This window comes from Pseudomonas mangiferae, from assembly GCF_007109405.1.
Lineage (GTDB): Bacteria > Pseudomonadota > Gammaproteobacteria > Pseudomonadales > Pseudomonadaceae > Pseudomonas_T > Pseudomonas_T mangiferae.
This window is the reverse complement of sequence record NZ_VJOY01000002.1, coordinates 22,374-43,239: the sequence shown is the minus strand read 5'-3', so window position 1 is coordinate 43,239 and position 20,866 is coordinate 22,374. Positions and strand designations below refer to the sequence as shown.

Below are 20,866 nucleotides of genomic sequence, written 5' to 3'. Positions count from 1 at the left end.
CATTTATCAGGGATCAGCTGGCTGTATAGATATCGGCGGCGGGCTTGATGGCGATAGCAACACCCGATATGTTATCGAACATATTCGCAACTCTCTGGGCAACATAAGCGTAGAGGTAAGTCCATGAAACATTCAGTATTTTACGCAGCCTTATATTCATTTTCTTCACTGCTTCTTTATACAATTATACGCTTGATAGGTATGGACTTTGAGGACGCCGATATCGCGACCTTTATATTTGGTTTGGTGTTCGCGCTATTGTGGAGACCCGGCGTTCTCGCCATGGTATGGAGCGCCGCGCTGTTCTGCCTGGTACTCAGCGTCGACCTGCACCACGGGTGGTATTGGATAAGCACTGACCAAACGAATGAATCCGACTGGATTTTCTACCTAGCCGGTGTCGGCTTCGTCCTTCCGTTGCTGATCGTCTGGCTGCTCCAGAAAAGCTGGCAAGCAGGCCGTTACCTGGTTTCGGTACTGGTCAAGCGGGCTCGACCTTCCTTTCGCCGCTAGGCTGGGCTGGGCTGGGCTGGGCTGGGCACAAGTGCAGGGCGAAGCGCCTGGAGCTTTGAAACAAATAGAGTGCTGACATAAAGAGCCGCTCGAAGGAGCGGCTCTTTTTCACCCGATGGCCTCAGCTATTGCTTAAGGGGTAGACGCTATTCAAAACTCTCTAGGCAACATAACCGTGGGCGTAACCCCATGAGAAGAAACCTGCTTTATGCCGGGGCTTACAATATACTGGCAGCAACTAACTTCTCTATCGTCTATTACATCTCCAATGACTATGAAAAAGCGAATTTTTTAGCTTTTGCCATCAGTTGGATTTTCCCTATCCTATGGAGGCCTTCCTTCTTCAGGATATTGCTAAGCGCTGCTCTAGCTTCGCTCCTATTCAGCGTTGACCTCCAGCAAGAATGGTATTGGATAAGCAATGAAAAATCGGCAGAAGTGGAGTGGATGTATTGGGTTGTAGGCATCAGTTCAGCAGCACCATTAACTTTCATTTGGTTATGCCAACAGGCCTGGGCTTTGCTAGGGAGACGTCATGCGTCTCGTGAAAAGAGGCGCAAGGCATACAAGAATCCCAGTGCGTAGATCGCTTCGTACTGCCTCTCGATAGTTCGCCTACAAGAAGCAATCTGGTCTAACCATGCTTGCCCCCACCTTTGTCTTCTTACGCTATTAGTGCGTGCGGCCACTTTTGTGAGGACCAGAATCGAAGGCTCCCCATGAATAAGCCATTTCTCTATGCAGTGCTCTACACGACCTGCTGCGTCGCCGCCTTCAGTGCGGGAAGCGTGCTGTTCGGGACCCTTGAGGCGGGTCCGCTTCTGGCGTTGGGGGCGGGGGTTCTCTTCGCTCTCCGCTGGAGGCCCACCGTCATTGCCATCCTGGCGAGCGGATTGCTATATGCGGCGCTGTTCAATCTGGATCTTCATGAACAGTGGTATTGGCTGAGCGATCCAAAATCGGAAGAGGCGGGTATTTTTCTGTTATTTGCGGGCGTAGGGCCTGTGCTTCCTTTGCTGGCAACCTGGATAACCGCTGCGGTATGGCGGGCTATCCGTGCGAGGCATGGCGAGCGTCGTGGCGGATAAGCCCACTTTAGCTCTGAAACAAATAGCGCCCTGAAACAAAGAAGCCGCTCGAAGGAGCGGCTTTTCTTCACCCGATGGCCTCAGCCGTTGCTGGGGAAGGCGAACTGCGCGGCCTCGTGACTCTTGCGCTGCGGCCAGCGCTGGGTCACGGCCTTGCGCCGGGTGTAGAAGCGCACACCGTCCGGGCCATAGGCGTGCAGGTCGCCGAACAGCGAGCGCTTCCAGCCGCCGAAGCTGTGGTAGGCCACCGGCACCGGCAGCGGAACGTTGACCCCCACCATCCCCACTTCGATCTCGTCGCAGAACAGCCGGGCCGCCTCGCCGTCCCGGGTGAAGAGGCAGGTGCCGTTGCCGTACTCGTGGTCGTTGATCAATTGCATCGCCGCTTCCAGGCTGTCCACCCGCACGATGCACAGCACCGGGCCGAAGATTTCCTCCCGGTAAATTCGCATATCCGGGGTCACCCGGTCGAACAGGGTGCCGCCGACGAAGTAGCCCCCCTCGTGCCCCGCCACCCGATGGCCCCGGCCGTCCACCACCAACCGGGCGCCAGCGGCGACGCCGTCGTCGATGTAGCCCACCACCTTGTCCCGCGCCGCAGCGGTCACCAGCGGACCCATGTCCAGGCCGCAGGTGGTGCCGGCACCGATCTTCAGTGCCCCGATCTGCGGGACGAGCGCGTCCACCAGGGCATCGGCGATGGGGTCGCCCACGCAGACAGCCACGGAGATGGCCATGCAACGCTCGCCGCAAGAGCCATAGGCCGCCCCCATCAGGGCGCTCACCGCGTTGTCCAGGTCGGCGTCGGGCATCAGCACGGCGTGGTTCTTCGCCCCGCCCAGGGCCTGTACCCGTTTGCCCCGCGCCGCTCCTTCCCGGTAGATGTACTCGGCGATGGGGGTCGAGCCGACGAAACTCAGGGCCTTGACCTCAGGCGCCTCGATCAGCGCATCCACCGCTTCCTTGTCGCCGTGCACCACGTTGAGCACGCCCTTGGGCAGGCCCGCCTCGTGGAGCAGTTCGGCGATCAGCAAGGTGGAGCTGGGGTCGCGCTCGGAGGGCTTGAGGATGAAGGTATTGCCGCAGGCGATGGCCAGTGGATACATCCACAGCGGCACCATGGCCGGGAAGTTGAACGGGGTAATGCCGGCCACCACACCCAACGGCTGGAATTCGCTCCAGGCATCGATGTTGGGGCCCGCATTGCGGCTGTATTCACCCTTGAGGATTTCCGGCGCCGCACTGGCGAACTCCACGTTCTCGATGCCGCGCTTGAGCTCGCCAGCGGCATCTTCCAGGGTCTTGCCGTGCTCCTGGCTGATCAGTTCGGCGATCCTGGCTTCGTTCTGCTCCAGCAGCTGTTTGAAGCGGAACATCACCTGGGCGCGCTTGGCCGGTGGGGTGGCGCGCCAGGCGGGAAAGGCCGCCCGGGCGGCGTCGATGGCCTGCTGCACGGTGGCGCGGCTGGCCAGGCCGACCCGGCGCACGGCCTGGCCGGTGGACGGGTTGAAGACCTCGGTGCTGCGGCCGTGGTCGTCGATGCGCTGGCCGTCGATGAGGTGGGGGATGGTATTCATGGGGTCTCCAGGACGAAAGCAGGCTCTGACCGGCCGTGAGTGGACCGGTCAGACGAAGGAATCGATCGGGGCGCCGGGATGCCAGCGCATCCCGGGTACGAAAGGCCTCAGGCGAGGCCGTTGAGGGTCTCGCCGACGGCGTCGAACAGTCGGTCCAGATCCTCTGGGCGGGCGTTGAAGGTGGGCCCGAACTGCAGGGTGTCGCCGCCGAAACGCACATAGAAGCCCGCCTTCCACAGGGCGATGCCGGCCTCGGTGGGCCGCACGATGGCATCGCCGTCGCGGGGCGCCAGCTGGATCGCCCCCGCCAGCCCGCAGTTGCGGATATCCACCACGTGAGCGGCGCCCTTCACCCCGTGCAGCGCCTGCTCGAAACGGGGCGCCAGTTCGGCGGCCCGCTGCACCAGGTTTTCCTTCTCCAGCAGCTCCAGGGCGGCGAGGCCGGCGGCGCAGGCCACCGGGTGGGCCGAGTAGGTGTAGCCGTGGGCGAATTCCACCGCGTAGTCCGGGGTCGCCTGGTTCATGAAGGTCTGGTAGATCTCGCGGCGGGCGATGACGCCGCCCATGGGCACCGCGCCGTTGGTGACCTGCTTGGCGATGTTCATGATGTCCGGGGTGACGCCGAAATACTCGGCCCCGGTGTAGGCGCCCATGCGGCCGAAGGCGGTGATCACCTCGTCGAAGATCAACAGGATGTTGTGCTGGTCGCAGATTTCCCGCAGGCGCTGCAGGTAGCCCTTGGGCGGCACGATGACGCCACCGGAGCCGGACATGGGCTCGACGATCACCGCCGCGATGTTGGACGCGTCGTGCAATTCGATCAGCTTGAGCAGCTCATTGGCCAGCTCCACGCCCCCGGTCTCGGCCATGCCGCGGGTGAACGCCAGGCCCGGCTGCAGGGTGTGGGGCAGGTGGTCGGCGTCCATCAGCTGGCCGTAGAGCTTGCGGTTGCCGTTGATGCCGCCGAGGCTGGTGCCGGCGATGTTCACCCCGTGGTAGGCACGGGCGCGGCCGATCAGCTTGGTCTTGGAGGCCTGGCCCTTCAGCCGCCAGTAGGCGCGGGCCATCTTCACCGCGGTGTCGGCGCACTCCGAGCCGGAGCCAGTGAAGAACACGTGGTCCAGGTCGCCCGGCAGGCGCTCGGCGATCTTCTCCGCCAGCTGGAACGACAGCGGGTGACCGTACTGGAAGCCGGGGGAGTAATCCAGGGTGCCCAGCTGGCGGGCCACCGCCTCCTGAATCTCCTTGCGGCTGTGGCCGGCGCCGCAGGTCCACAGGCCGGACAGGCTGTCGTAGATGCGCCGGCCCTGGTCGTCGATCAGCCAGCTGCCTTCGGCGCCGACGACGATCCGCGGGTCGCGCTGGAAGGCGCGGTTGGCGGTGAAGGGCATCCAGTGGGCGTCCAGCTTGAGAGTGCTGGCAAGGGGCGGCGTAGCGGTTTGCGGCATGTTCATCGAAGACCTCCTGGTCGAGTGGGCGGCCCCTGGCCGGCGACGGCGCAGGGGACCGAGGACCGGGTGGGTTGCAGGCCACAGTGCCATGGGCCTAGAGTCGGTAAAATTCGATTTTTCCGATTCTGGGTTTACCTGGCGCTAAACAAATGAACGGACGACGTGGCGATCTCCTGGCCCAGGTCAGCGACTTCGAGGTACGCCTGCTGCGGCTGTTCCGCACGGTGGTGGACTGTGGCGGCTTTTCCGCCGCCGAGGGCGCCCTGGGCATCGGCCGCTCGGCCATCAGCCAGCAGATGGGCGACCTGGAGCAGCGCCTCGGCCTGCGCCTGTGTCAGCGCGGTCGCGCCGGCTTTGCCCTGACCGAGGAAGGCCGCGAGGTGTACCAGTCGGCCCTGCGCCTGCTGGGGGCGCTGGAGAGCTTCCGCACCGAGGTCAACGGCCTGCACCGGCACCTGCGCGGCGAACTGAATATCGGCCTCACCGACAACCTGGTGACCGTGCCCCACATGCGCATCACCCATGCCCTGGCGCGGCTCAAGGCCCAGGGCCCGGACGTGCGCATCCAGATCCGCATGACGCCGCCCGGCGAAGTGGAGCAGGGCGTGCTGGACGGCCGCCTGCACGTCGGCGTGGTGCCCCAGGCGGCGGCCCTGGCCGGGCTGGACTACCAGCCGCTGTACGACGAGCGCTCGCTGCTCTACTGCGCAGTGGGCCACCCGCTGTTCTACGTGGACGACGCCACCCTCGAGGACCATCGCCTGGACGCCCAGGATGCCATCGCCCCCACCTTCCGCCTGCCGCCGGAGGCCCAGGCGCGCTACCAGGCCCTGAACTGCACGGCGAGCGCCTCGGACCGCGAGGGCATGGCCTTCCTCATCCTCACTGGGCGCTACATCGGCTACCTGCCGGACCACTATGCCCAGCAGTGGGTCGGCCAGGGCCGGCTGCGGGCGCTGAAGCCAGCGAGCCGCCACTACGCCCTCAGCCTGGCTTCGGTCACCCGCCGGGGGCGCCGGCCGCACCTGGTGCTGGAAAGCTTCCTCGCCGCCCTGGCGGATACCGCCTAGCGGGTGGCGCTGTTGGGGAAATAGAAGGAAATCACCAGGGTGACCAGGGGCAGTGCGCCGATCTTCACCAGTTCGAAGATCTGCGCCACGCCGTCGTTCTGCGGCCAGGCGCCGTGGGCGACGAAGACGCTGACGCAGATCAGCGCCAGCCAGAACAGCACCTGGCGGGCGAAGCGCAGGCGCTCGCCCTCGTTGACCGTCACGCCCCCGGGGGCGCTGAACACCTGGGCCAGGTCGATATCGCCGGAAGATCCCTTTCCGTTCTCCATGTCAGACCCCTACCACGCGGCCGACCGCCACCAGTTCGTTGTCGTCGTTCTCTCGCACGATGCCCAGGGAGAAGCCCTTGCCCTTCTGTTTCTCCTGGTCCGCCACCGCCAGCAGGGCGAAGGCGCGCCGCATGGCCTCGGCCTTGGTGATGCCATTACGCTTGGCGATGTCGGTAAGTTTGGCGTCGATCTCGGCGGACAGGTCAACGGTGAGCCGGGTCATGGGGCGATGCTCCTGTTACTGAAAATGCACTGAGAATCTCAGTCTATACAGCGCCTGGGCCCGATCAACCCGGCGCCCGTCCCGTCCGGCGGGCGGTGCGCTTTTGGTGCGCGGCCTGCGCACCTGCACCGGCACGACGCGTGGCGACGGGAAGGCCCTGGCCCCTCGTCCGCGTCGGACCGGGCTTCACCGCAGAACCTGTTCACCTGGACAACTTCTTGCAAGCGTCCGCCTGTTCCCGCGGCGCCTACCGCGCCCGCCCGACCCGAGGCCGCCATGCACACCGAGAACATTCCCGCTCCCGACCTGATCTACGGACTGGAAGACCGTCCTGCACCCTTCCCCGCCCTGCTGGCAGCCCTGCAACACGTACTGGCCAGCGTGGTGGGCATCATCACCCCGCCGCTGGTGATCGGCGGGGTGTTGGGGCTGGGCGCCCACCTGCCCTACCTGATCAGCATGGCGCTGATGGTCTCCGGGGTCGGCACCTTCATCCAGGCGCGGCGGCCCCTGGGCATCGGCGCGGGGATGATCTGCCTGCAGGGCACCAGCTTCGCCTTCCTCGGCGCGGTCCTGTCCGCCGGTCTGCTGGTGAAGCAGCGCGGCGGCAGCCCCGAGGACATCCTCGCCATGGTCTTCGGCGTGTGCTTCTTCGGCGCCTTCGTCCAGGTGGCCCTGAGCCGCTGCATCGGCCACCTGCGGCGGGTGATCACGCCCCTGGCCACCGGCATCGTCATCACCCTGATCGGCGTCAGCCTGATCAAGGTGGGCATCACCGACCTGGGTGGCGGCTTCGGCGCCGCGGACTTCGGCGCACCGGTCAACCTGGCGCTGGGCGGCCTGGTCCTGGCGAGCATCATCCTGCTCAACCGCTCCGCCAACCCATGGGTGCGCCTGTCGTCCATCGTCCTCGGACTGGCCATCGGCTGCGTGGCGGCCTGGCTCGGCGGGCGCCTGGCGCCCGAGCCCCTGCCGGACCTGCCCCTGGTGGCGTTGCCAAGGCCTTTCGCCTTCGGGTTCGCCTTCGACTGGAGCGCATTCCTGCCGGTGGCGCTGATCTACGCCATCAGCACCCTGGAAACGGTGGGCGACCTGACCGCCAACTGCCTGCTCTCGCAGCAGCCCATCGAAGGCCCCGGCTACCTGCAGCGCCTCAGGGGCGGCGTGCTGGGGGACGGCGTCAGCTGCCTGCTGGCAGCCACCTTCAGCGCCTTCCCCAACACCACCTTCGCCCAGAACAACGGGGTGATCCAGATGACCGGCGTGGCCAGTCGCCACGTCGGTCTCTACATCGGCGCGCTGCTGGTGGCCCTGGGCCTGTTCCCGGTGCTCGGCGCGCTGCTGCAGCAGATTCCCAAGCCGGTGCTGGGCGGCGCGACCCTGGTGATGTTCGGCAGCGTGGCCGCCGCCGGCATCCGCATCCTCGCCCAGGTGCGCCTGGATCGCCGCAACATGCTGGTGATCGCCACCGCCTTCGGCATCGGCCTGGGCGTCGGCGCCGAGCCGGCCCTGCTCCACCAGTTGCCGCGCCTGGTGCAGAACCTGTTCGACTCGCCCATCACCAGCGGCGGGCTCAGCGCCATCCTCCTGGACCTGCTGCTGCCTCGGGAAACGCCCGCCACCGCCCCCGCCGAGGCCCTGCCAGAGCGGGTCGATCGCGCCTGATTCGCGGGCATATCGGGCCCGCCCGGGGTTTTCCCCGGCGCGGGCCTTGTCTCCGACCCGACCCTGGGGTATCAGTGCTGTCGCTCCGCCAACCCGACCCGCCCGGAACCGCACCATGACTCTCGACGTACCCGCGCATCGCACCAGCGCCAAGCCCGCCGGGCGCATCCGCCAGAAGAACGAAGAAGCGATCATCGCCGCCGCCGAGGAGGAGTTCGCCCGCCACGGTTTCAAGGGCACCAGCATGAACACCATCGCGCAGAACGCCGGGCTGCCGAAGGCCAACCTGCACTACTACTTCAACAACAAGCTGGGCCTGTACATGGCGGTGCTCAGCAACATCCTCGAACTGTGGGACAGCACCTTCAACACCCTGAGCGCCGAAGACGACCCGGCCCAGGCGCTGACCCGCTACATCCGCGCGAAGATGGAATTCTCCCGGCGCTACCCGAAGGCCTCGCGCATCTTCGCCATGGAAGTGATCAGCGGCGGCGAGTGCCTCACCGCGCATTTCAACCAGGACTACCGGGCCTGGTTCAGCGGCCGCGCGGGAGTGTTCGAGGCCTGGATCGCCGCGGGCAAGATGGACCCGGTGGACCCGGTGCACCTGATCTTCCTGCTCTGGGGCAGCACCCAGCACTACGCGGACTTCGCCACCCAGATCTGCCGCGTCACCGGTCGCACGCGCCTCACCAAGCAGGACTTCGACGCGGCCTGCGACAACCTCACCCGGATCATCCTCAAGGGCTGCGGCCTGACGCCGCCCACCGCCTGAGGCGACGCGCCCATGGCCTTCACCCTCGCGGCCCCCTGCGAGTACCGCGAGGACATCCGCAAGAGCCGCTTCCTCGCCCGCGCGGCCCCGGTGGACAGCGCCGAGGCCGCCCAGGCCTTCCTCGACGCCCACGCCGACCCCGCCGCCTCCCACAATTGCTGGGCCTGGGTGCTGGGCGAGCGTTACCGCTTCAGCGACGACGGCGAACCCGGCGGCACCGCCGGACGGCCGATCCTCGCCGCGCTGCACAGCCAGGGCTGGGACGGCGTGGCGGTGCTGGTGACCCGCTGGTACGGCGGCATCCAGCTGGGCACCGGCGGCCTGGCCCGGGCCTATGGCGGCTGCGCGGCGAAATGCCTGCAGGACGCGGAACGCCTGCCCCGCCGGGTGCAGGTACGGGTGGCCTGCCACTGCGGGTTCGCCGAATGGGCGCGCCTGCAGGCCCGGCTCGCCGATTTCGCCGCCACCGTGGAGCGACAGCAGTACCAGTCGGACGGCGTCGACCTGCAGTTGGCGTTGCCAGAGCCCCACTGCGACGCCCTGGAGCGCTGGCTGGCCGACCTGAGCCGCGGCCGCATCCAGCTGCAGCGCCTGTGATGCCACGCCAGGTCCGCGCCAGCGGGTCAATCCCGTGTCTGCCGTGGCGATAAAAAACTGCTCACAATCCCTGTGGATAACAATGTGGGAAACCCTGGGAAAGCGCCGCGCAGACGGCATGCCACGGGGCCTGGGCCGGGTTGCGCGGATTTTGTCCAAGGCGGCCGGGGCGCGCCCCTTTGTCGCAGGTAACCTGTTGATTCATTGATTTTTTCCAGCGTCCGGCGAAGGGCCTGGCCCGCACCCGTCGTGGCGAGGAAGGCAAGGCTGGCTTGTCCACGCAAGCCGGGGAAAACACTGTGGATAAGCCTGGGATGAACGCCTCGGGCCGTGGTGCGCCGGGGCCTGCGCCGGGCCGGACGAAAAATGTCCAGCCCGGGTACTCGGGTACCGTCCAGAACTCTGGATTCAATCCCGGCGGATAGCGTCGTCGCTCACCGGCCAGGCCTGGGCGATGCCCCAGGCCAATTCCGCCACCAGGAACGGCAAGATCACCCAGCTCGCGCCCTGGGCCAGGGCATAGGCCTGCCAGAGGGCGAAGGCCATCCGCCCGGCGGCGTCGTAGCGGCCCAGGCGACGCTCTGGATGACGGATGCGCAGCACAGCCCAGATGCAGACCAGTGAGCCCAGCAGGTTGGCCATGAGCATCGGCAGCGCAGCGAATGTTGGCAGCTCTCCGGGCAAGGCCAGCCCGCTAGCCACGGCCGACAGCGCCCCGTGCAGCAGGAGGAAGGTCCAGGGCGTCGCGAAGGGTGCGGTGACCAGCAGGTCGTACCAGGCGCTGGCGCGTACCAGGCGCCGGTAGGTGGAGGGATGCCACATGAGGGAAATCTCGCAGGAAAGGGGAACCCGATCCTGGGGCCTGGAGTATGCTCCAGGGTCAAGCCCCTTCCGCGAGTCCTTTTCCATGCGCATCGGCGAACTGGCCAGCCGCGCCGCCGTCAGTCGCGACAGCCTGCGCTTCTACGAACGCCTCGGCCTGATCCGCGCCCGGCGCAGCGCCAATGGCTACCGCGACTACCCCGAGGAAAGCCTGCAGGCCCTGCTGTACATCAAGACCGCCCAGCACCTGGGCTTCGCCCTGGCGGAAATCGGCGAGCAGTTGGAGACCCTGTGGTCGGCGCCCGATCGCGACCAGGCGGTGCAGGAACTGCTGACCGACAAGCTGCAGCGCATCGAACAGCGGATGGAGGAGCTGGCCGCCCTGCGCGACGAACTCCACCAGCGCCTCGCCAGCGGCTGCCCGCTGCAGCCACGCCCTCGCTAGGGCATACGCCGAAGCAGCCGGCGCAGCCCGAAGACCAGCAGCACCACACCGCCGTCCACGACCAGCAGGATCGGGCGTGGATCGCTCCATTTGTCCCTATTGGTGCTGCGCCCGTAGTAGGGCGCGCCCGGGCCATAGGCGTCCCACACCGCCAAGGCGCTGAACAACAGGGCAACTGCCACCAGGCCGAGGCACAGCCCGTTCACGGCGAGTCGGAGGAAAGGGTGGCGCATCGCCGGCGTCCTCACGGCATCGAAAACGAGAGCATGCCGCGTTCGCCAGGGAAACGCCGGGCCTGGCTCACATGCCGATCAGGCTCAGCATGATGAAGGTGGCGAACAGCACGAAGTGGGTCATCCCCTCGATGGCGTTGGTATGGCCGTCGTTGAGGTTGATGGCCGCCACCACCAGGGTGATGGCCACCATCACCGTCTGTACCGGGGTCATGGCCATCTGGAACGGCTGGCCGGTGAGCAGCGCCAGGGCTTCCATCACCGGTACGGTGAGGATCACCGTGGACAACGAGGCGCCCATGGCGATGTTCACCACCGACTGCATGCGGTTGGCCAGGGCGGCGCGCAGCGCAGTGAGGATTTCCGGGGCGGCGGAGATGGCCGCCACCAGCAGCGCCGCGACGATGGGCGGCGCGCCGCTGCCCTGCAGGCCGAGGTTCAGGGCCTTGGCCATGACCTCGGCGAGGGCGCCGATCAGCGCCACCCCCACCACGAGCAAAGCGATGGACTGGCGGGCGCTGCCGGCCTCGGCGGGCACGCCGGCCCGCACGCGTTTCTTCTCCGGGTAGCTGTAGCTGAAGAAATAGCTGTGGGGGCCGGTCTGCATGCGCAGGAACAGCGCGTAGAGGGTGAGCATCGCGCCGATGGTGAACATCGAGTACAGGTGCCACTTGGCCTCGGGGATGAACTCCGGCACCACCATGGAGATGCCCATGGCGGTCATGATCATCACCCCGTATGACTTGGCCGAGTCGTCGTTGTAGGCCTGCTCGCCGTACTTCAGCCCGCCCATCAGCGCGGCCAGGCCGAGGATACCGTTGATGTCCAGCATCACCGCGGCGTAGATGGTGTCCCGGGCCAGGGTGGGCGAGGGCTCATGGCTCATGACGATGCCCAGCACCACCACCTCCACCAGCACGGCGGACAGGGTCAGGATCATGGTGCCGTAGGGGTCGCCGACCTTCTCCGCCAGTACCTCGGCATGGTGCGCCACCCGCAGCGAGGCGCAGACGATGGCGGCGATCAGGGCCAGCGCGGCCACCAATGCCACCCCCTGCCCCTGGCCCAGCAGCCAGTGCTCGGCGGCGTAGGCCAGCACCGCGGCGGCGGCCGCCAGCAACAGAAACGCTTCGTCTTTCACCAGGCTGAGCATGCGCGCCATTTCCTTCTTCATCGCGGGGGGAGCCGGGCCATGCGGGGCGCCCGGTCGCCGGACGGCGCGCGACGAGCGCACCGGCATCCGGCCTTATCAACCGGACGCCGAAACGCCCCGGACAGTTCCACCCGGATTGCCGCGGGCGGGCCGCGAAGGCCGCCCGCCGGGCCCTGCGCGGGCCTGTGCCATAATTCGCCGATCCGTCCCCGCGCCCGGCGGCGGACGCCTCGCATCCCCGGAGACCGCTGCCCCATGTACGACTGGCTCAACGCCCTGCCGAAGGCCGAACTGCACCTGCACCTGGAGGGTTCCCTGGAGCCGGAGCTGCTGTTCGCCCTGGCCGAACGCAACGGCATCGCCCTGCCCTGGCCCGACGTGGACGCCTTGCGCCAGGCCTACGCCTTCAACAACCTGCAGGAATTCCTCGACCTGTACTACCGGGGCGCCGACGTGCTGCGCACCGAGCAGGACTTCTACGACCTGACCTGGGCCTACCTGGAGAAGTGCAAGGCGCAGAACGTGGTCCACACCGAGCCGTTCTTCGACCCCCAGACCCACACCGACCGCGGCATCCCCTTCGAGGTCGTGGTGCGCGGCATCACCCAGGCCCTGGCCGATGGCGAGCGCCGCCTGGGCATTCGCAGCGGGCTGATCCTGAGCTTCCTCCGGCACCTGCCGGAAGAAGAGGCCCAGCGCACCCTGGACCAGGCCCTGCCGTTCCGTGAACACTTCGTCGCGGTGGGCCTGGACAGCTCGGAAGTCGGCCACCCGCCGCGCAAGTTCCAGCGAGTGTTCGACCGCGCCCGGGCCGAAGGCTTCCTCACGGTCGCCCATGCCGGCGAGGAGGGCCCGCCGGAGTACATCTGGGAAGCCCTGGACCTGCTCAAGGTGCAGCGCATCGACCACGGCGTGCGGGCCAGCGAGGACGAGCGCCTGCTGCAGCGGCTGATCGACGAGCAGATCCCCCTCACCGTCTGCCCGCTGTCCAACACCAAGCTCTGCGTGTTCGACGACATGGCCCAGCACAACATCCTCGACCTGCTGGAGTGCGGCGTGAAGGTAACGGTGAATTCCGACGACCCGGCGTACTTCGGCGGCTACGTCACGGAGAACTTCGCCGCCCTGCATGCCAGCCTCGGCATGACCGAGGCCCAGGCCCGGCGCCTGGCGCAGAACAGCCTCGACGCACGCCTGGTGCGCTGAGGCTCAGGCGGGCCAGGGCGCCTTCGCCAGCAACTCGGCGCAGCGCGCGCGCAAGAAGGCGTGGAGCACCCGCACCGGCGGGCTCAGCTGGGCCCGGTGGGCGCAGATCAGGTTCAGCGGCGCGGCCTCGCCCTGGTGGTCGGCCAGCAGCAGCGCCAGGCGCCCCGCCGTCACGTCCCCGGCCACGTCCAGCCAGGACTTGTAGCTCAGGCCATGGCCGGCCACCGCCCAGCGCCGCACCGCGTCGGCGTCGTCGCTGACCCGGTCGCCCTTCACCGTCACCTCCTGGCTGCGCCGGCCCTGGGCGAAGCGCCAGCGATCGTGGACCCGCTCGCCGAGCACATAGAGCAGGCAGTTGTGGGCCGCCAGGTCATCGACCCGCTGCGGCGCGTCGTGTGCGGCGAGGTAGGCCGGCGCCGCGCACAGCACCCGCCGATTGCCCGGGGCCAGGGGCAGCGCCACCAGGCTGGAGTCCTCCGGCTCGCCGTAGCGCAGGGCGATGTCCACCGGCTGGCGGAACAGGTCGGCCACCCGGTCCCCCAGGTGCAGGCGCAGGGTCAGCCGCGGGTGGTCGCGCTGGAATGCATCCAGCCAGGGCAGCAGCACGTTGCGGCCGAAGTCCGAGGGCGCCGACAGGTGCAGCACGCCGCCGATGCCGGCGCGCCCGCCTTCCAGCGCCTGGCGCCCCTCCTCCAGGGCCCGCAGCGCGGCGCGGGCATGGCCGAGGAACTGTTCACCCTCGGCGGTCAGCCGCAGGCTGCGGGTGGAGCGCGCCAGCAGGCGTACCTGCAGCTGGCCCTCCAGGCGCTTGAGGGCGGCGCTGGCCACCGCCGGCGAACATTCCAGCCGGCGCGCGGCCGCGGAAAGGCTGCCGCTGTCGGCGGTGCAGATGAACACCTGGAGGTCGTCGAGACGCAGCATTTTCAAGATTCCGTTGAAAGAGACTGCCGTGATAGCGGGTTTTTCCGCGCAACGGAATAGCCCAGCATGTCCGGCATTCCTTCCCGCCGGCCTCGCCGGCCCTTCCGGAGCCGTTCCATGAAAGCCATCGCCTACCGCCAGTCCCTGCCCGCCGACGATCCCCAGGCCCTGCTGGATCTCGACCTCCCCGACCCGGTCCCCGGGCCCCGCGACCTGCTGGTGGAGGTCCGGGCGATTTCCGTGAACCCGGTGGATACCAAGATCCGCCGCAACGTGCAGCCGGAGAACGGCCAGCCCAAGGTGCTCGGCTGGGACGTGGCCGGGGTGGTGAAAGCGGTGGGCCGCGAGGTGGACCTGTTCGCCGTGGGCGATGAGGTGTTCTACGCCGGCGCGCTGGACCGCCCGGGCGCCAACAGCCAACTGCACGTGGTGGACCAGCGCCTGGTGGGCCATCGCCCGAAGACCCTGGACTTCGCCCAGAGCGCGGCGCTGCCGCTGACCGCCATCACCGCCTGGGAACTGCTCTTCGAGCGCCTGGGCATCGCCGAGGGCGACGCATCCGCAGGCCAGCGCCTGCTGGTGGTGGGCGCCGCCGGCGGGGTGGGGTCGATGCTGGTGCAACTGGCCCGCCAGCTCACCGGGCTGACGGTGATCGGCAGCGCCTCGCGGCCGGAGACCCAGCAATGGGTGCGCGACCTGGGCGCCCACGAAGTGATCGACCACAGCCGGCCGCTGCACGAGGAACTGCGGCGCATCGGCATCGACTCGGTGACCCACGTCGCCAGCCTGACCCATACCGACCAGCACCTGGCGGCCCTGGTGGAGGCCCTGGCGCCCCAGGGGCGGCTGGCGCTGATCGACGATCCCAAGGCCCTGGACATCGGCCTGCTCAAGCGCAAGAGCCTGTCCCTGCACTGGGAGTTCATGTACACCCGCTCGCTGTTCCAGACCGACGACATGATCGAGCAGCACCGGCTGCTGGAGCGGGTCGCCGGGCTGGTGGACGACGGCGTGCTGAAGACCACCCTGGGCGAGCACTACGGCACCATCGACGCGGCCAACCTGCGCCGCGCCCACGCCCAGCTGGAGAGCGGCACCTCCCGCGGCAAGATCGTCCTGGAAGGCTTCCGCTGATCCCACGCAGGGCGCCCGGAGCGCCCTGCCCGGCGGCGGTCAGTGCATCGGCGTGGCCAGCCGCGCCGTGGCCAGGGCGCAGAGCACCGCCACCACGCCGCAGACGCTGATCACCAGGGCCATGGGGATGGCGGTGCCGTTGTGCAGCACGCCCACCATGGCGGCGGCGCAGGCGGCGATGCCGAACTGCAGGCAGCCCAGCAGCGCCGAGGCGCTGCCGGCGTGGCGGCCCTGGCCGGCCATGGCGCAGGCCGAGGCGTTGGGGATGATGCAGCCCAGACTGGCGATGCAGCCGAACAGCGGGATCAGCAGCGGCCACAGGGCCTCGGTACGGGCCAGAGCCAGCCCCAGCAGGGCCAGGGCGCAGGCCAGGTAGACCCAGATCGCCCGCCGCAGCAGGTGGGCCGGGCCGCGCCAGCGCAGCAGCCGGGCATTTACCTGGGACACCAGGATGAAGCCGGCCGCGTTGCTGCCGAACAGCCAGCCATAATGCTCGGCCGGCACCCCGTAGAGCTGGATGAACACGAAGGGCGAACCGGCGATGTAGGCGAACATCCCGGCCATCGCCACCCCGCCGGCCAGGGAGAAGGCGATGAACGCCCGGTCGCCGAACAACCGACGGTACTCGCGGAACGCCCCCCGCAGCGGCGGATGCGGCAGGCTGCGGTCCAGGGTCTCCGGCAGCCAGGCGGCCACGCCCAGCCCGCACAGGGCGCTGAACAGCGTCAGTACCACGAAGATCGAGCGCCAGCCGAAGCTGTCCAGCAGCAGGCCGCCGCCCAGAGGCGCGAGGATCGGCGCCAGGCCCATCACCAGCATCAGCTGCGAGAACACCTTGGCCGCGCCCACCGGGTCGCACAGGTCACGCACCACCGCCCGCGACACCACCATCCCGGCGCATCCGCCCAGGGCCTGGATGAAACGCGCGACGATCAGCCCTTCCAGGCTGGTGGCCAGGGTGCAGCCGAGGGACGCCAGGGTGAACAGCGCGACCCCGGCCAGCAGCGGCCCGCGCCGGCCGTAGCGGTCCGCCAGGGGCCCGTAGACCAGTTGGCCCAGGGCCAGGCCGATGAAGTAGGCGGCGAGGCTCAGCTGCACGTGCTCCACATCGGTGCCGAAGGCGATGGCCAGGGCCGGGAAGCTGGGCAGGTAGAAGTCGATGGCCATGGGGCCGAAGGCGCTGAGGGCGCCCAGGATCAACAGGATTCTCAGGTTCATGAAGCCTTCCGGTAGCGCGGGAACAACTCGCGCCGGCCGCCTCGCCACGGGCGAGGGGCCGACGGCGCGTCGACGGGAAAAAGAACGGTCCGCACCAGGCGGACCGAAGGAGAAGCCTACCACCGCCGGCCGGGCCGGCGGCGATTCTCAGACGTGGCCGCCGTGGGGCGCCTCGACGGCCTTGCGTTTCTTGCCGCCGAAGCGTTCGCCGAGGTGCTCCACCAGCACGTAGAACATCGGGATGAACAGCATCGCCACGGCGGTGGCGGCGAGCATCCCGCCGATCACCCCGGTGCCGATGGAGTGCCGGCTGGCGGAGCCCGCACCGGAGCTGACGGCCAGCGGTAGCACGCCGAGGATGAACGCCAGGGAGGTCATCACGATGGGCCGGAAGCGCAGCTTCGCCGCCTCCAGGGCCGCCTCGCGGATACCCATGCCTTGCTGCCGGCAGAGCACGGCGAACTCCACCACCAGGATGGCGTTCTTCGCCCCCAGGCCGATCAGGGTCACCAGGCCCACCTGGAAGTACACGTCGTTGGCGATGCCGCGCAGCCAGATGGCGAGGATCGCGCCGAACACCGCGAACGGCACCGCGGTGATCACCGCGATCGGCAGGGTCCAGCGCTCGTACTGGGCGGCGAGGATCAGGAACACCATCACCAGGCCGAAGATGAACGCGGTGCTGCCCGAACCCTGGGTCTTCACTTCCTGGTAGGCCGAGCCGGTCCAGGCCAGGCTGTAGTCCTCGCCCATCACCTCGTCCGCGACTTCCTGGGCCGCCTGCAGCGCCTGGCCCGAACTGTAGCCGGGGGCCGGGTTGCCCATGATCTTCGCCGACGGGTAGACGTTGAAGCGCTCGAAGGTGTCCGGGCCCAGTACCCGGCGCACGGTGACCAGGGCGCTGAGGGGAATCATCTCGCCACTCTGGGCGCGGACGAACACCTGGTTGAGGTCCTCGGGCTTGCTGCGGAACTCCGACTCCGACTGCATGCTGACCTGGAAGGTCCGCCCGTAGAGGGTGAAGTCGTTGACGTAGAAGCTGCCGAAGGTGCTCTGCATGGCGACGAACACTTCGTTCACCGGCACGCCCAGGGCGCGGGCCTTGTTGCGGTCCAGATCCACGTAGTACTGCGGCACGCTGGCATCGAAGGTGGTCCGCACGCCGGCCAGCTCCGGCCGCTTGGCCGCCGCCTCGGTGAACTTGCGGCTGACTTCGGCCAGCCCGGCGATACCGTGGTCGGCGCGGTCCTGCAGGTAGCCCTCGAAGCCGCCGGTGGTGCTCATGCCGGAGATCGGCGGCGGGTTGAAGGCCAGCACCATGGCGTTGCGCTTGGTCTCGTCAGAACCCATGCCCATCACCGTGTGCACGAAGTTACGCGCGTCCAGTTCGGGCTTGGTGCGCTCGTCCCAGTCCTTGAGCGGCACGAAGGACACACCGGCGTTGGAGCGCTGGCCGAAGCTCAGCACGTCGAAGCCGGTGAAGGTCACCACGTTGGCGACCGCCTCGTTCTGCATCAGGTTCTGGGTGATATCGGACGTGACCTTGGCGGTGCGGTCCAGGGACGCCGCCGGGGGCAGGTAGTAGGCGCTGATGACATAGCCCTGGTCCTCTTCCGGGACCAGCGAGCCGGGCACCCGGCCGAACACCCAGGCGGTGATGGCGATCATCCCGGCGAACAGCAGCAGGCCGATGACCGCGCGGCGGACGAAGAAGCGCACGCCGGCGCTGTAGCCGCGGGTGATCCGGTCGAACTGGCGGTTGAACCAGCGGAACGGCGCCGCCGGCTCCTGGTGGCCGGGCTTGAGCAGCACCGCGCAGAGCGCCGGGCTGAGGGTCAGCGCGACGATGCCGGAGATCACCACCGAGATGGCGATGGTGATGGCGAACTGGCGGTACATCTGGCCGGCCAGGCCGCCCAGCAGCGCCACCGGGACGAACACCGCGCAGAGCACCAGCACGATGGTGATGATCGGCCCGGTCACCTCGCCCATCGCCTTGATCGCCGCTTCCCGCGGGCTGAGGCGCTCGGTGGTCATCACCCGCTCGACGTTCTCGATCACCACGATGGCGTCGTCCACCACGATGCCGATGGCCAGCACCATGCCGAACAGCGTCAGCAGGTTGATGGAGAAGCCCAGCATGTACATGCCGGCGAAAGTCCCCACCAGCGACACCGGGATCGCCAGCACCGGGATCAGGGTGGCGCGCCAGTTCTGCAGGAAGATGAAGACCACCAGCACCACCAGGCCCATGGCTTCGAAGAAGGTCTTCACCACCTCGTGGATGGACGCCTGGACGAAGTGGGTGGTGTCGTAGGGGATGCGGAAGGCGACGCCCTCGGGGAAGCGCTTGGACATCTTGTCCATGGCCTCGCGCACCGCCGCGGCGGTGTCCAGGGCATTGGCGCCGGGCTGCAGGTAGATACCGAAGGCCGCCGCCGGGCGCCCGTTGAAGGTGGCGCTGAAGGCGTAGTCCTTGGCCCCCAGTTCGACTCGGGCGACGTCCTTCAGGCGCAGGCTGGCGCCGTCGGAGTCGGTGCGCAGCAAGATGTTCTCGAACTCCGCCGGGTCGGCGAAGCGGCCCTGGGTGGTCACCGTGTAGGTGAAGTCCTGGGGATCGTGCATCGGCTGCTGGCCGAAGCTGCCGGCGGCGAACTGCGAGTTCTGCCCGCCGATGGCCTCGGACACGTCGCTCGGGGTCATGCCGTACTGGGCCAGCTTGTCCGGGCGCAGCCAGATGCGCATGGAGTAGTCCTTGGCGCCGAACTGCGAGGCATCGCCCACCCCGGGCAGGCGCTTGATCTCGTCGATCACGTTGATCAGCGCGTAGTTGCTCAGGTACAGCGGGTCGCGGGAGCCATCCGGCGAGTACATGGTCACGACCTGCAGGATCGACGCGGAGCGCTTCTGCACCTGCACGCCCTGGCGCCGCACTTCCTCGGGCAGCTTGGCCTCGGCGGCGGCGACCCGGTTGTTCACGTCGATGGTCGCCTGGTCGGGGTCGGTGCCCACCTCGAAGGACACGGTGATCCGCAGCTGGCCGCTGCTGGAGGCCACCGAGTTCTGGTAGATCATGTTGGGCACGCCGTTGATCTGCTGCTCCAGCGGCGCGGCCACGGTGCTGGCGATCACTTCGGCGCTGGCGCCCGGGTAGGTGGCCTGCACCACCACCTGGGGCGGCACGATGTCCGGGTACTGTGCGATCGGCAGGCCGCGCATGGCCACCAGGCCGGCGATGGCGATGATGATCGACAGGACCGCCGCGAAGCGCGGCCGGTCGATGAAGAAACGCGAGATCACGAGGCCGCCCCCTCGGCCGCCTTGGCCGGTTGCGCACCGGACGCGCCGGGCTGGACCACCTGCACCGGGGCGCCCGGTCGCAGCTTGGCGATGCCCTCGATCACCACCTTGTCACCGCCCTTCAGGCCGTCCTTGATCAGCCAGCGATGGTTGGCGGTGATGCCGGTCTGCACCGGCCGCGCCTGGGCCTTGCCCTGCTCGTCGACAACGAACACGAAGGTGCCCTGGGGCCCCTGGGAAACCGCCTTCTCCGGCACGGTGACGGCGTTCGGGTAGACCAGCCCCTTCACCACCACCCGCACGAACTGGCCGGGCAGCAGCGCCTGGTCGGGGTTGGGCACGCTGGCGCGGGCGCTCACGGTGCCGGTGCCGCGGGTGATCAGGCTGTCGGTGAAATCCACGTGGCCGGTGTGGCTGTAGGCGCTGCCGTTGGCGAACTTGATCTCCGCCACCAGCTTGCCATCGGCCGGCATCTTCAGGCTGCCGTCCTGCAGGTCGTTGCGCATGCGCTCGATCTCCAGGTCCGGGTAGGCGAAGTTCACGTACAGCGGGTCCAGCTGGGTGACGTGGGTGAGCAGGCTGGAACTGGCGTCGTTGGCCGTGACCAGGCTGCCCTCGGAACGCACCTCGCGGCTGGTGATGCCGGAGATGGGGGACTCGACGGTGGTGTAGTCCAGGTCGATCTGCCGGGCCTGCACCTCGGCCTTGGCGGCCTCGATGTTGGCCTTGCTCTGCTCGTAGTTGGAGACCGCGGTGTCCAGCTCGCTGCCGCTGGCGAAGCCGCGGTCCTGCAGCTGGCGGATGCGCTTGAGGTCGCGGTCGGTCTGGCGGTAGCGGGCCTGCTCCTGGGCCAGGGCGCCCTTGGCGCGGTCGAGGGCCGCCTGATAGGGACGCGGGTCGATACGGAACAGCACCTGGCCCTTCTTCACCTTGCTGCCTTCCTCGTAGGAGCGCTCCGTGAGGATGCCGCTTACCTGGGCACGCACCTCCACTTCACGGGAGCCGGCGGTCCGGCCGGGATACTCCATCACCAGGGGGAAATCCTTGGCCTCGGCGGTTTCCACCACTACCTGCGCCGGCGGCGGGTTGCCGGCGTCCTGGGCCTGCGCGCCCTGGGCCAGCAGCAGGCTCAGGGCCAGGGCCGGGAACGCGAGGGGAAGGGGTCGAGCGAACATAGGTACATCTCCCGGGGCGTCGAGCGTTGCG

The 20,866-nt window shown here is 68.0% G+C and carries 21 protein-coding genes; 10 read left to right on the top strand and 11 right to left on the bottom strand.

Annotated features, from left to right (window positions below; all coding sequences use genetic code 11):
• Positions 1-123 precede the first annotated feature (123 nt).
• The 3 genes from FM069_RS02440 (at position 124) to FM069_RS02430 (ending at position 1,601) form a co-directional block, all read left to right on the top strand.
• The gene (locus tag FM069_RS02440; RefSeq protein WP_143486694.1) at positions 124-513 is read left to right on the top strand and encodes a hypothetical protein; all 390 of its coding nucleotides are present in this window, start codon (positions 124-126) and stop codon (positions 511-513) included.
• A 189-nt stretch (positions 514-702) separates the two neighbouring features.
• A complete protein-coding gene (locus FM069_RS02435) occupies positions 703-1,098 on the top strand; it encodes a hypothetical protein (protein ID WP_143486693.1) in 396 nt (131 codons plus the stop codon).
• Positions 1,099-1,232: 134 nt separating this feature from the next.
• Positions 1,233-1,601: a hypothetical protein gene (locus tag FM069_RS02430; RefSeq protein WP_143486692.1), complete on the top strand. Its 369-nt coding sequence runs from the start codon at positions 1,233-1,235 to the stop codon at positions 1,599-1,601.
• An 80-nt stretch (positions 1,602-1,681) separates the two neighbouring features.
• Here FM069_RS02430 and FM069_RS02425 read toward each other — a convergent pair whose 3' ends face one another.
• Both FM069_RS02425 and FM069_RS02420 read right to left on the bottom strand, forming a co-directional pair.
• A complete protein-coding gene (locus FM069_RS02425) occupies positions 1,682-3,178 on the bottom strand; it encodes a CoA-acylating methylmalonate-semialdehyde dehydrogenase (RefSeq protein ID WP_143486691.1) in 1,497 nt (498 codons plus the stop codon).
• A gap of 107 nt (positions 3,179-3,285) precedes the next feature.
• The gene (locus FM069_RS02420; protein WP_143486690.1) at positions 3,286-4,632 is read right to left on the bottom strand and encodes an aspartate aminotransferase family protein; all 1,347 of its coding nucleotides are present in this window, start codon (positions 4,630-4,632) and stop codon (positions 3,286-3,288) included.
• Between the two features lie 146 nt (positions 4,633-4,778).
• Here FM069_RS02420 and FM069_RS02415 point away from each other — a divergent pair, with 146 nt between their 5' ends.
• The gene (locus FM069_RS02415) at positions 4,779-5,699 is read left to right on the top strand and encodes a LysR family transcriptional regulator (protein ID WP_143486689.1); all 921 of its coding nucleotides are present in this window, start codon (positions 4,779-4,781) and stop codon (positions 5,697-5,699) included.
• On the opposite strand, the gene FM069_RS02410 is transcribed toward FM069_RS02415, so the two are convergent.
• The gene (locus tag FM069_RS02410) at positions 5,696-5,968 is read right to left on the bottom strand and encodes a hypothetical protein (RefSeq protein WP_143486688.1); all 273 of its coding nucleotides are present in this window, start codon (positions 5,966-5,968) and stop codon (positions 5,696-5,698) included. The genes FM069_RS02415 and FM069_RS02410 overlap by 4 nt on opposite strands.
• Before the next feature lies 1 nt (position 5,969).
• Positions 5,970-6,191, bottom strand: coding sequence for a ribbon-helix-helix protein, CopG family (locus FM069_RS02405; protein ID WP_143486687.1), 222 nt, complete (start codon positions 6,189-6,191; stop codon positions 5,970-5,972).
• Positions 6,192-6,467: 276 nt separating this feature from the next.
• Between FM069_RS02405 and FM069_RS02400 the strand changes: the two genes are divergently transcribed.
• The 3 genes from FM069_RS02400 to FM069_RS02390 all read left to right on the top strand — a co-directional run bounded on the left by FM069_RS02400 (position 6,468) and on the right by FM069_RS02390 (position 9,228).
• Positions 6,468-7,856 (top strand): uracil-xanthine permease family protein, encoded by a 1,389-nt coding sequence (locus FM069_RS02400; protein ID WP_143486686.1) that lies wholly within the window; start codon positions 6,468-6,470, stop codon positions 7,854-7,856.
• A gap of 115 nt (positions 7,857-7,971) precedes the next feature.
• Positions 7,972-8,631 carry a TetR family transcriptional regulator C-terminal domain-containing protein gene (locus tag FM069_RS02395; protein WP_143486685.1) on the top strand — a complete coding sequence of 220 codons (660 nt, stop codon included), beginning with the start codon at positions 7,972-7,974 and terminating at the stop codon, positions 8,629-8,631.
• A 12-nt stretch (positions 8,632-8,643) separates the two neighbouring features.
• Entirely contained in the window at positions 8,644-9,228 is a 585-nt protein-coding gene (locus tag FM069_RS02390) for an IMPACT family protein (RefSeq protein ID WP_143486684.1), read from the top strand.
• A gap of 408 nt (positions 9,229-9,636) precedes the next feature.
• On the opposite strand, the gene FM069_RS02385 is transcribed toward FM069_RS02390, so the two are convergent.
• Positions 9,637-10,050: a hypothetical protein gene (locus tag FM069_RS02385; protein ID WP_143486683.1), complete on the bottom strand. Its 414-nt coding sequence runs from the start codon at positions 10,048-10,050 to the stop codon at positions 9,637-9,639.
• Positions 10,051-10,135: 85 nt separating this feature from the next.
• Between FM069_RS02385 and FM069_RS02380 the strand changes: the two genes are divergently transcribed.
• Positions 10,136-10,495 (top strand): MerR family transcriptional regulator, encoded by a 360-nt coding sequence (locus tag FM069_RS02380; protein ID WP_143486682.1) that lies wholly within the window; start codon positions 10,136-10,138, stop codon positions 10,493-10,495.
• Here the strand turns inward: FM069_RS02380 and FM069_RS02375 are convergent.
• Both FM069_RS02375 and FM069_RS02370 read right to left on the bottom strand, forming a co-directional pair.
• Positions 10,492-10,728 carry a hypothetical protein gene (locus FM069_RS02375; RefSeq protein ID WP_143486681.1) on the bottom strand — a complete coding sequence of 79 codons (237 nt, stop codon included), beginning with the start codon at positions 10,726-10,728 and terminating at the stop codon, positions 10,492-10,494. The genes FM069_RS02380 and FM069_RS02375 overlap by 4 nt on opposite strands.
• 67 nt (positions 10,729-10,795) lie before the next feature.
• Positions 10,796-11,881 (bottom strand): calcium:proton antiporter, encoded by a 1,086-nt coding sequence (locus tag FM069_RS02370; protein WP_143486680.1) that lies wholly within the window; start codon positions 11,879-11,881, stop codon positions 10,796-10,798.
• A 255-nt stretch (positions 11,882-12,136) separates the two neighbouring features.
• Here FM069_RS02370 and FM069_RS02365 point away from each other — a divergent pair, with 255 nt between their 5' ends.
• Positions 12,137-13,087 carry an adenosine deaminase gene (locus FM069_RS02365; protein ID WP_143486679.1) on the top strand — a complete coding sequence of 317 codons (951 nt, stop codon included), beginning with the start codon at positions 12,137-12,139 and terminating at the stop codon, positions 13,085-13,087.
• Positions 13,088-13,090: 3 nt separating this feature from the next.
• On the opposite strand, the gene FM069_RS02360 is transcribed toward FM069_RS02365, so the two are convergent.
• Positions 13,091-14,008, bottom strand: coding sequence for a LysR family transcriptional regulator (locus FM069_RS02360; RefSeq protein ID WP_143486678.1), 918 nt, complete (start codon positions 14,006-14,008; stop codon positions 13,091-13,093).
• Positions 14,009-14,125: 117 nt separating this feature from the next.
• Here FM069_RS02360 and FM069_RS02355 point away from each other — a divergent pair, with 117 nt between their 5' ends.
• Positions 14,126-15,142 (top strand): zinc-binding alcohol dehydrogenase family protein, encoded by a 1,017-nt coding sequence (locus tag FM069_RS02355; RefSeq protein ID WP_143486677.1) that lies wholly within the window; start codon positions 14,126-14,128, stop codon positions 15,140-15,142.
• 39 nt (positions 15,143-15,181) lie between these two features.
• Here the strand turns inward: FM069_RS02355 and FM069_RS02350 are convergent, their stop codons facing one another.
• The 3 genes from FM069_RS02350 to FM069_RS02340 all read right to left on the bottom strand — a co-directional run bounded on the left by FM069_RS02350 (position 15,182) and on the right by FM069_RS02340 (position 20,835).
• The gene (locus FM069_RS02350) at positions 15,182-16,360 is read right to left on the bottom strand and encodes a multidrug effflux MFS transporter (protein ID WP_143486676.1); all 1,179 of its coding nucleotides are present in this window, start codon (positions 16,358-16,360) and stop codon (positions 15,182-15,184) included.
• A 147-nt stretch (positions 16,361-16,507) separates the two neighbouring features.
• Positions 16,508-19,660, bottom strand: a complete 3,153-nt coding sequence (locus tag FM069_RS02345; RefSeq protein ID WP_143486675.1) for an efflux RND transporter permease subunit — start codon at positions 19,658-19,660, stop codon at positions 16,508-16,510.
• A complete protein-coding gene (locus FM069_RS02340) occupies positions 19,657-20,835 on the bottom strand; it encodes an efflux RND transporter periplasmic adaptor subunit (RefSeq protein ID WP_143486674.1) in 1,179 nt (392 codons plus the stop codon). The genes FM069_RS02345 and FM069_RS02340 overlap by 4 nt, the downstream gene beginning before the upstream one ends.
• Positions 20,836-20,866 lie beyond the last annotated feature (31 nt).

What these genes read in the sequence shown, in the direction of transcription:
- FM069_RS02440 (WP_143486694.1), top strand. Translation starts at nt 124, where the DNA reads ATGAAACATTCAGTATTTTACGCAGCCTTATATTCATTTTCTTCACTG.
- FM069_RS02435 (WP_143486693.1), top strand. Translation starts at nt 703, where the DNA reads ATGAGAAGAAACCTGCTTTATGCCGGGGCTTACAATATACTGGCAGCA.
- FM069_RS02430 (WP_143486692.1), top strand. Translation starts at nt 1,233, where the DNA reads ATGAATAAGCCATTTCTCTATGCAGTGCTCTACACGACCTGCTGCGTC.
- FM069_RS02425 (WP_143486691.1), bottom strand. Translation starts at nt 3,178, where the DNA reads ATGAATACCATCCCCCACCTCATCGACGGCCAGCGCATCGACGACCAC.
- FM069_RS02420 (WP_143486690.1), bottom strand. Translation starts at nt 4,632, where the DNA reads ATGAACATGCCGCAAACCGCTACGCCGCCCCTTGCCAGCACTCTCAAG.
- FM069_RS02415 (WP_143486689.1), top strand. Translation starts at nt 4,779, where the DNA reads ATGAACGGACGACGTGGCGATCTCCTGGCCCAGGTCAGCGACTTCGAG.
- FM069_RS02410 (WP_143486688.1), bottom strand. Translation starts at nt 5,968, where the DNA reads ATGGAGAACGGAAAGGGATCTTCCGGCGATATCGACCTGGCCCAGGTG.
- FM069_RS02405 (WP_143486687.1), bottom strand. Translation starts at nt 6,191, where the DNA reads ATGACCCGGCTCACCGTTGACCTGTCCGCCGAGATCGACGCCAAACTT.
- FM069_RS02400 (WP_143486686.1), top strand. Translation starts at nt 6,468, where the DNA reads ATGCACACCGAGAACATTCCCGCTCCCGACCTGATCTACGGACTGGAA.
- FM069_RS02395 (WP_143486685.1), top strand. Translation starts at nt 7,972, where the DNA reads ATGACTCTCGACGTACCCGCGCATCGCACCAGCGCCAAGCCCGCCGGG.
- FM069_RS02390 (WP_143486684.1), top strand. Translation starts at nt 8,644, where the DNA reads ATGGCCTTCACCCTCGCGGCCCCCTGCGAGTACCGCGAGGACATCCGC.
- FM069_RS02385 (WP_143486683.1), bottom strand. Translation starts at nt 10,050, where the DNA reads ATGTGGCATCCCTCCACCTACCGGCGCCTGGTACGCGCCAGCGCCTGG.
- FM069_RS02380 (WP_143486682.1), top strand. Translation starts at nt 10,136, where the DNA reads ATGCGCATCGGCGAACTGGCCAGCCGCGCCGCCGTCAGTCGCGACAGC.
- FM069_RS02375 (WP_143486681.1), bottom strand. Translation starts at nt 10,728, where the DNA reads ATGCGCCACCCTTTCCTCCGACTCGCCGTGAACGGGCTGTGCCTCGGC.
- FM069_RS02370 (WP_143486680.1), bottom strand. Translation starts at nt 11,881, where the DNA reads ATGCTCAGCCTGGTGAAAGACGAAGCGTTTCTGTTGCTGGCGGCCGCC.
- FM069_RS02365 (WP_143486679.1), top strand. Translation starts at nt 12,137, where the DNA reads ATGTACGACTGGCTCAACGCCCTGCCGAAGGCCGAACTGCACCTGCAC.
- FM069_RS02360 (WP_143486678.1), bottom strand. Translation starts at nt 14,008, where the DNA reads ATGCTGCGTCTCGACGACCTCCAGGTGTTCATCTGCACCGCCGACAGC.
- FM069_RS02355 (WP_143486677.1), top strand. Translation starts at nt 14,126, where the DNA reads ATGAAAGCCATCGCCTACCGCCAGTCCCTGCCCGCCGACGATCCCCAG.
- FM069_RS02350 (WP_143486676.1), bottom strand. Translation starts at nt 16,360, where the DNA reads ATGAACCTGAGAATCCTGTTGATCCTGGGCGCCCTCAGCGCCTTCGGC.
- FM069_RS02340 (WP_143486674.1), bottom strand. Translation starts at nt 20,835, where the DNA reads ATGTTCGCTCGACCCCTTCCCCTCGCGTTCCCGGCCCTGGCCCTGAGC.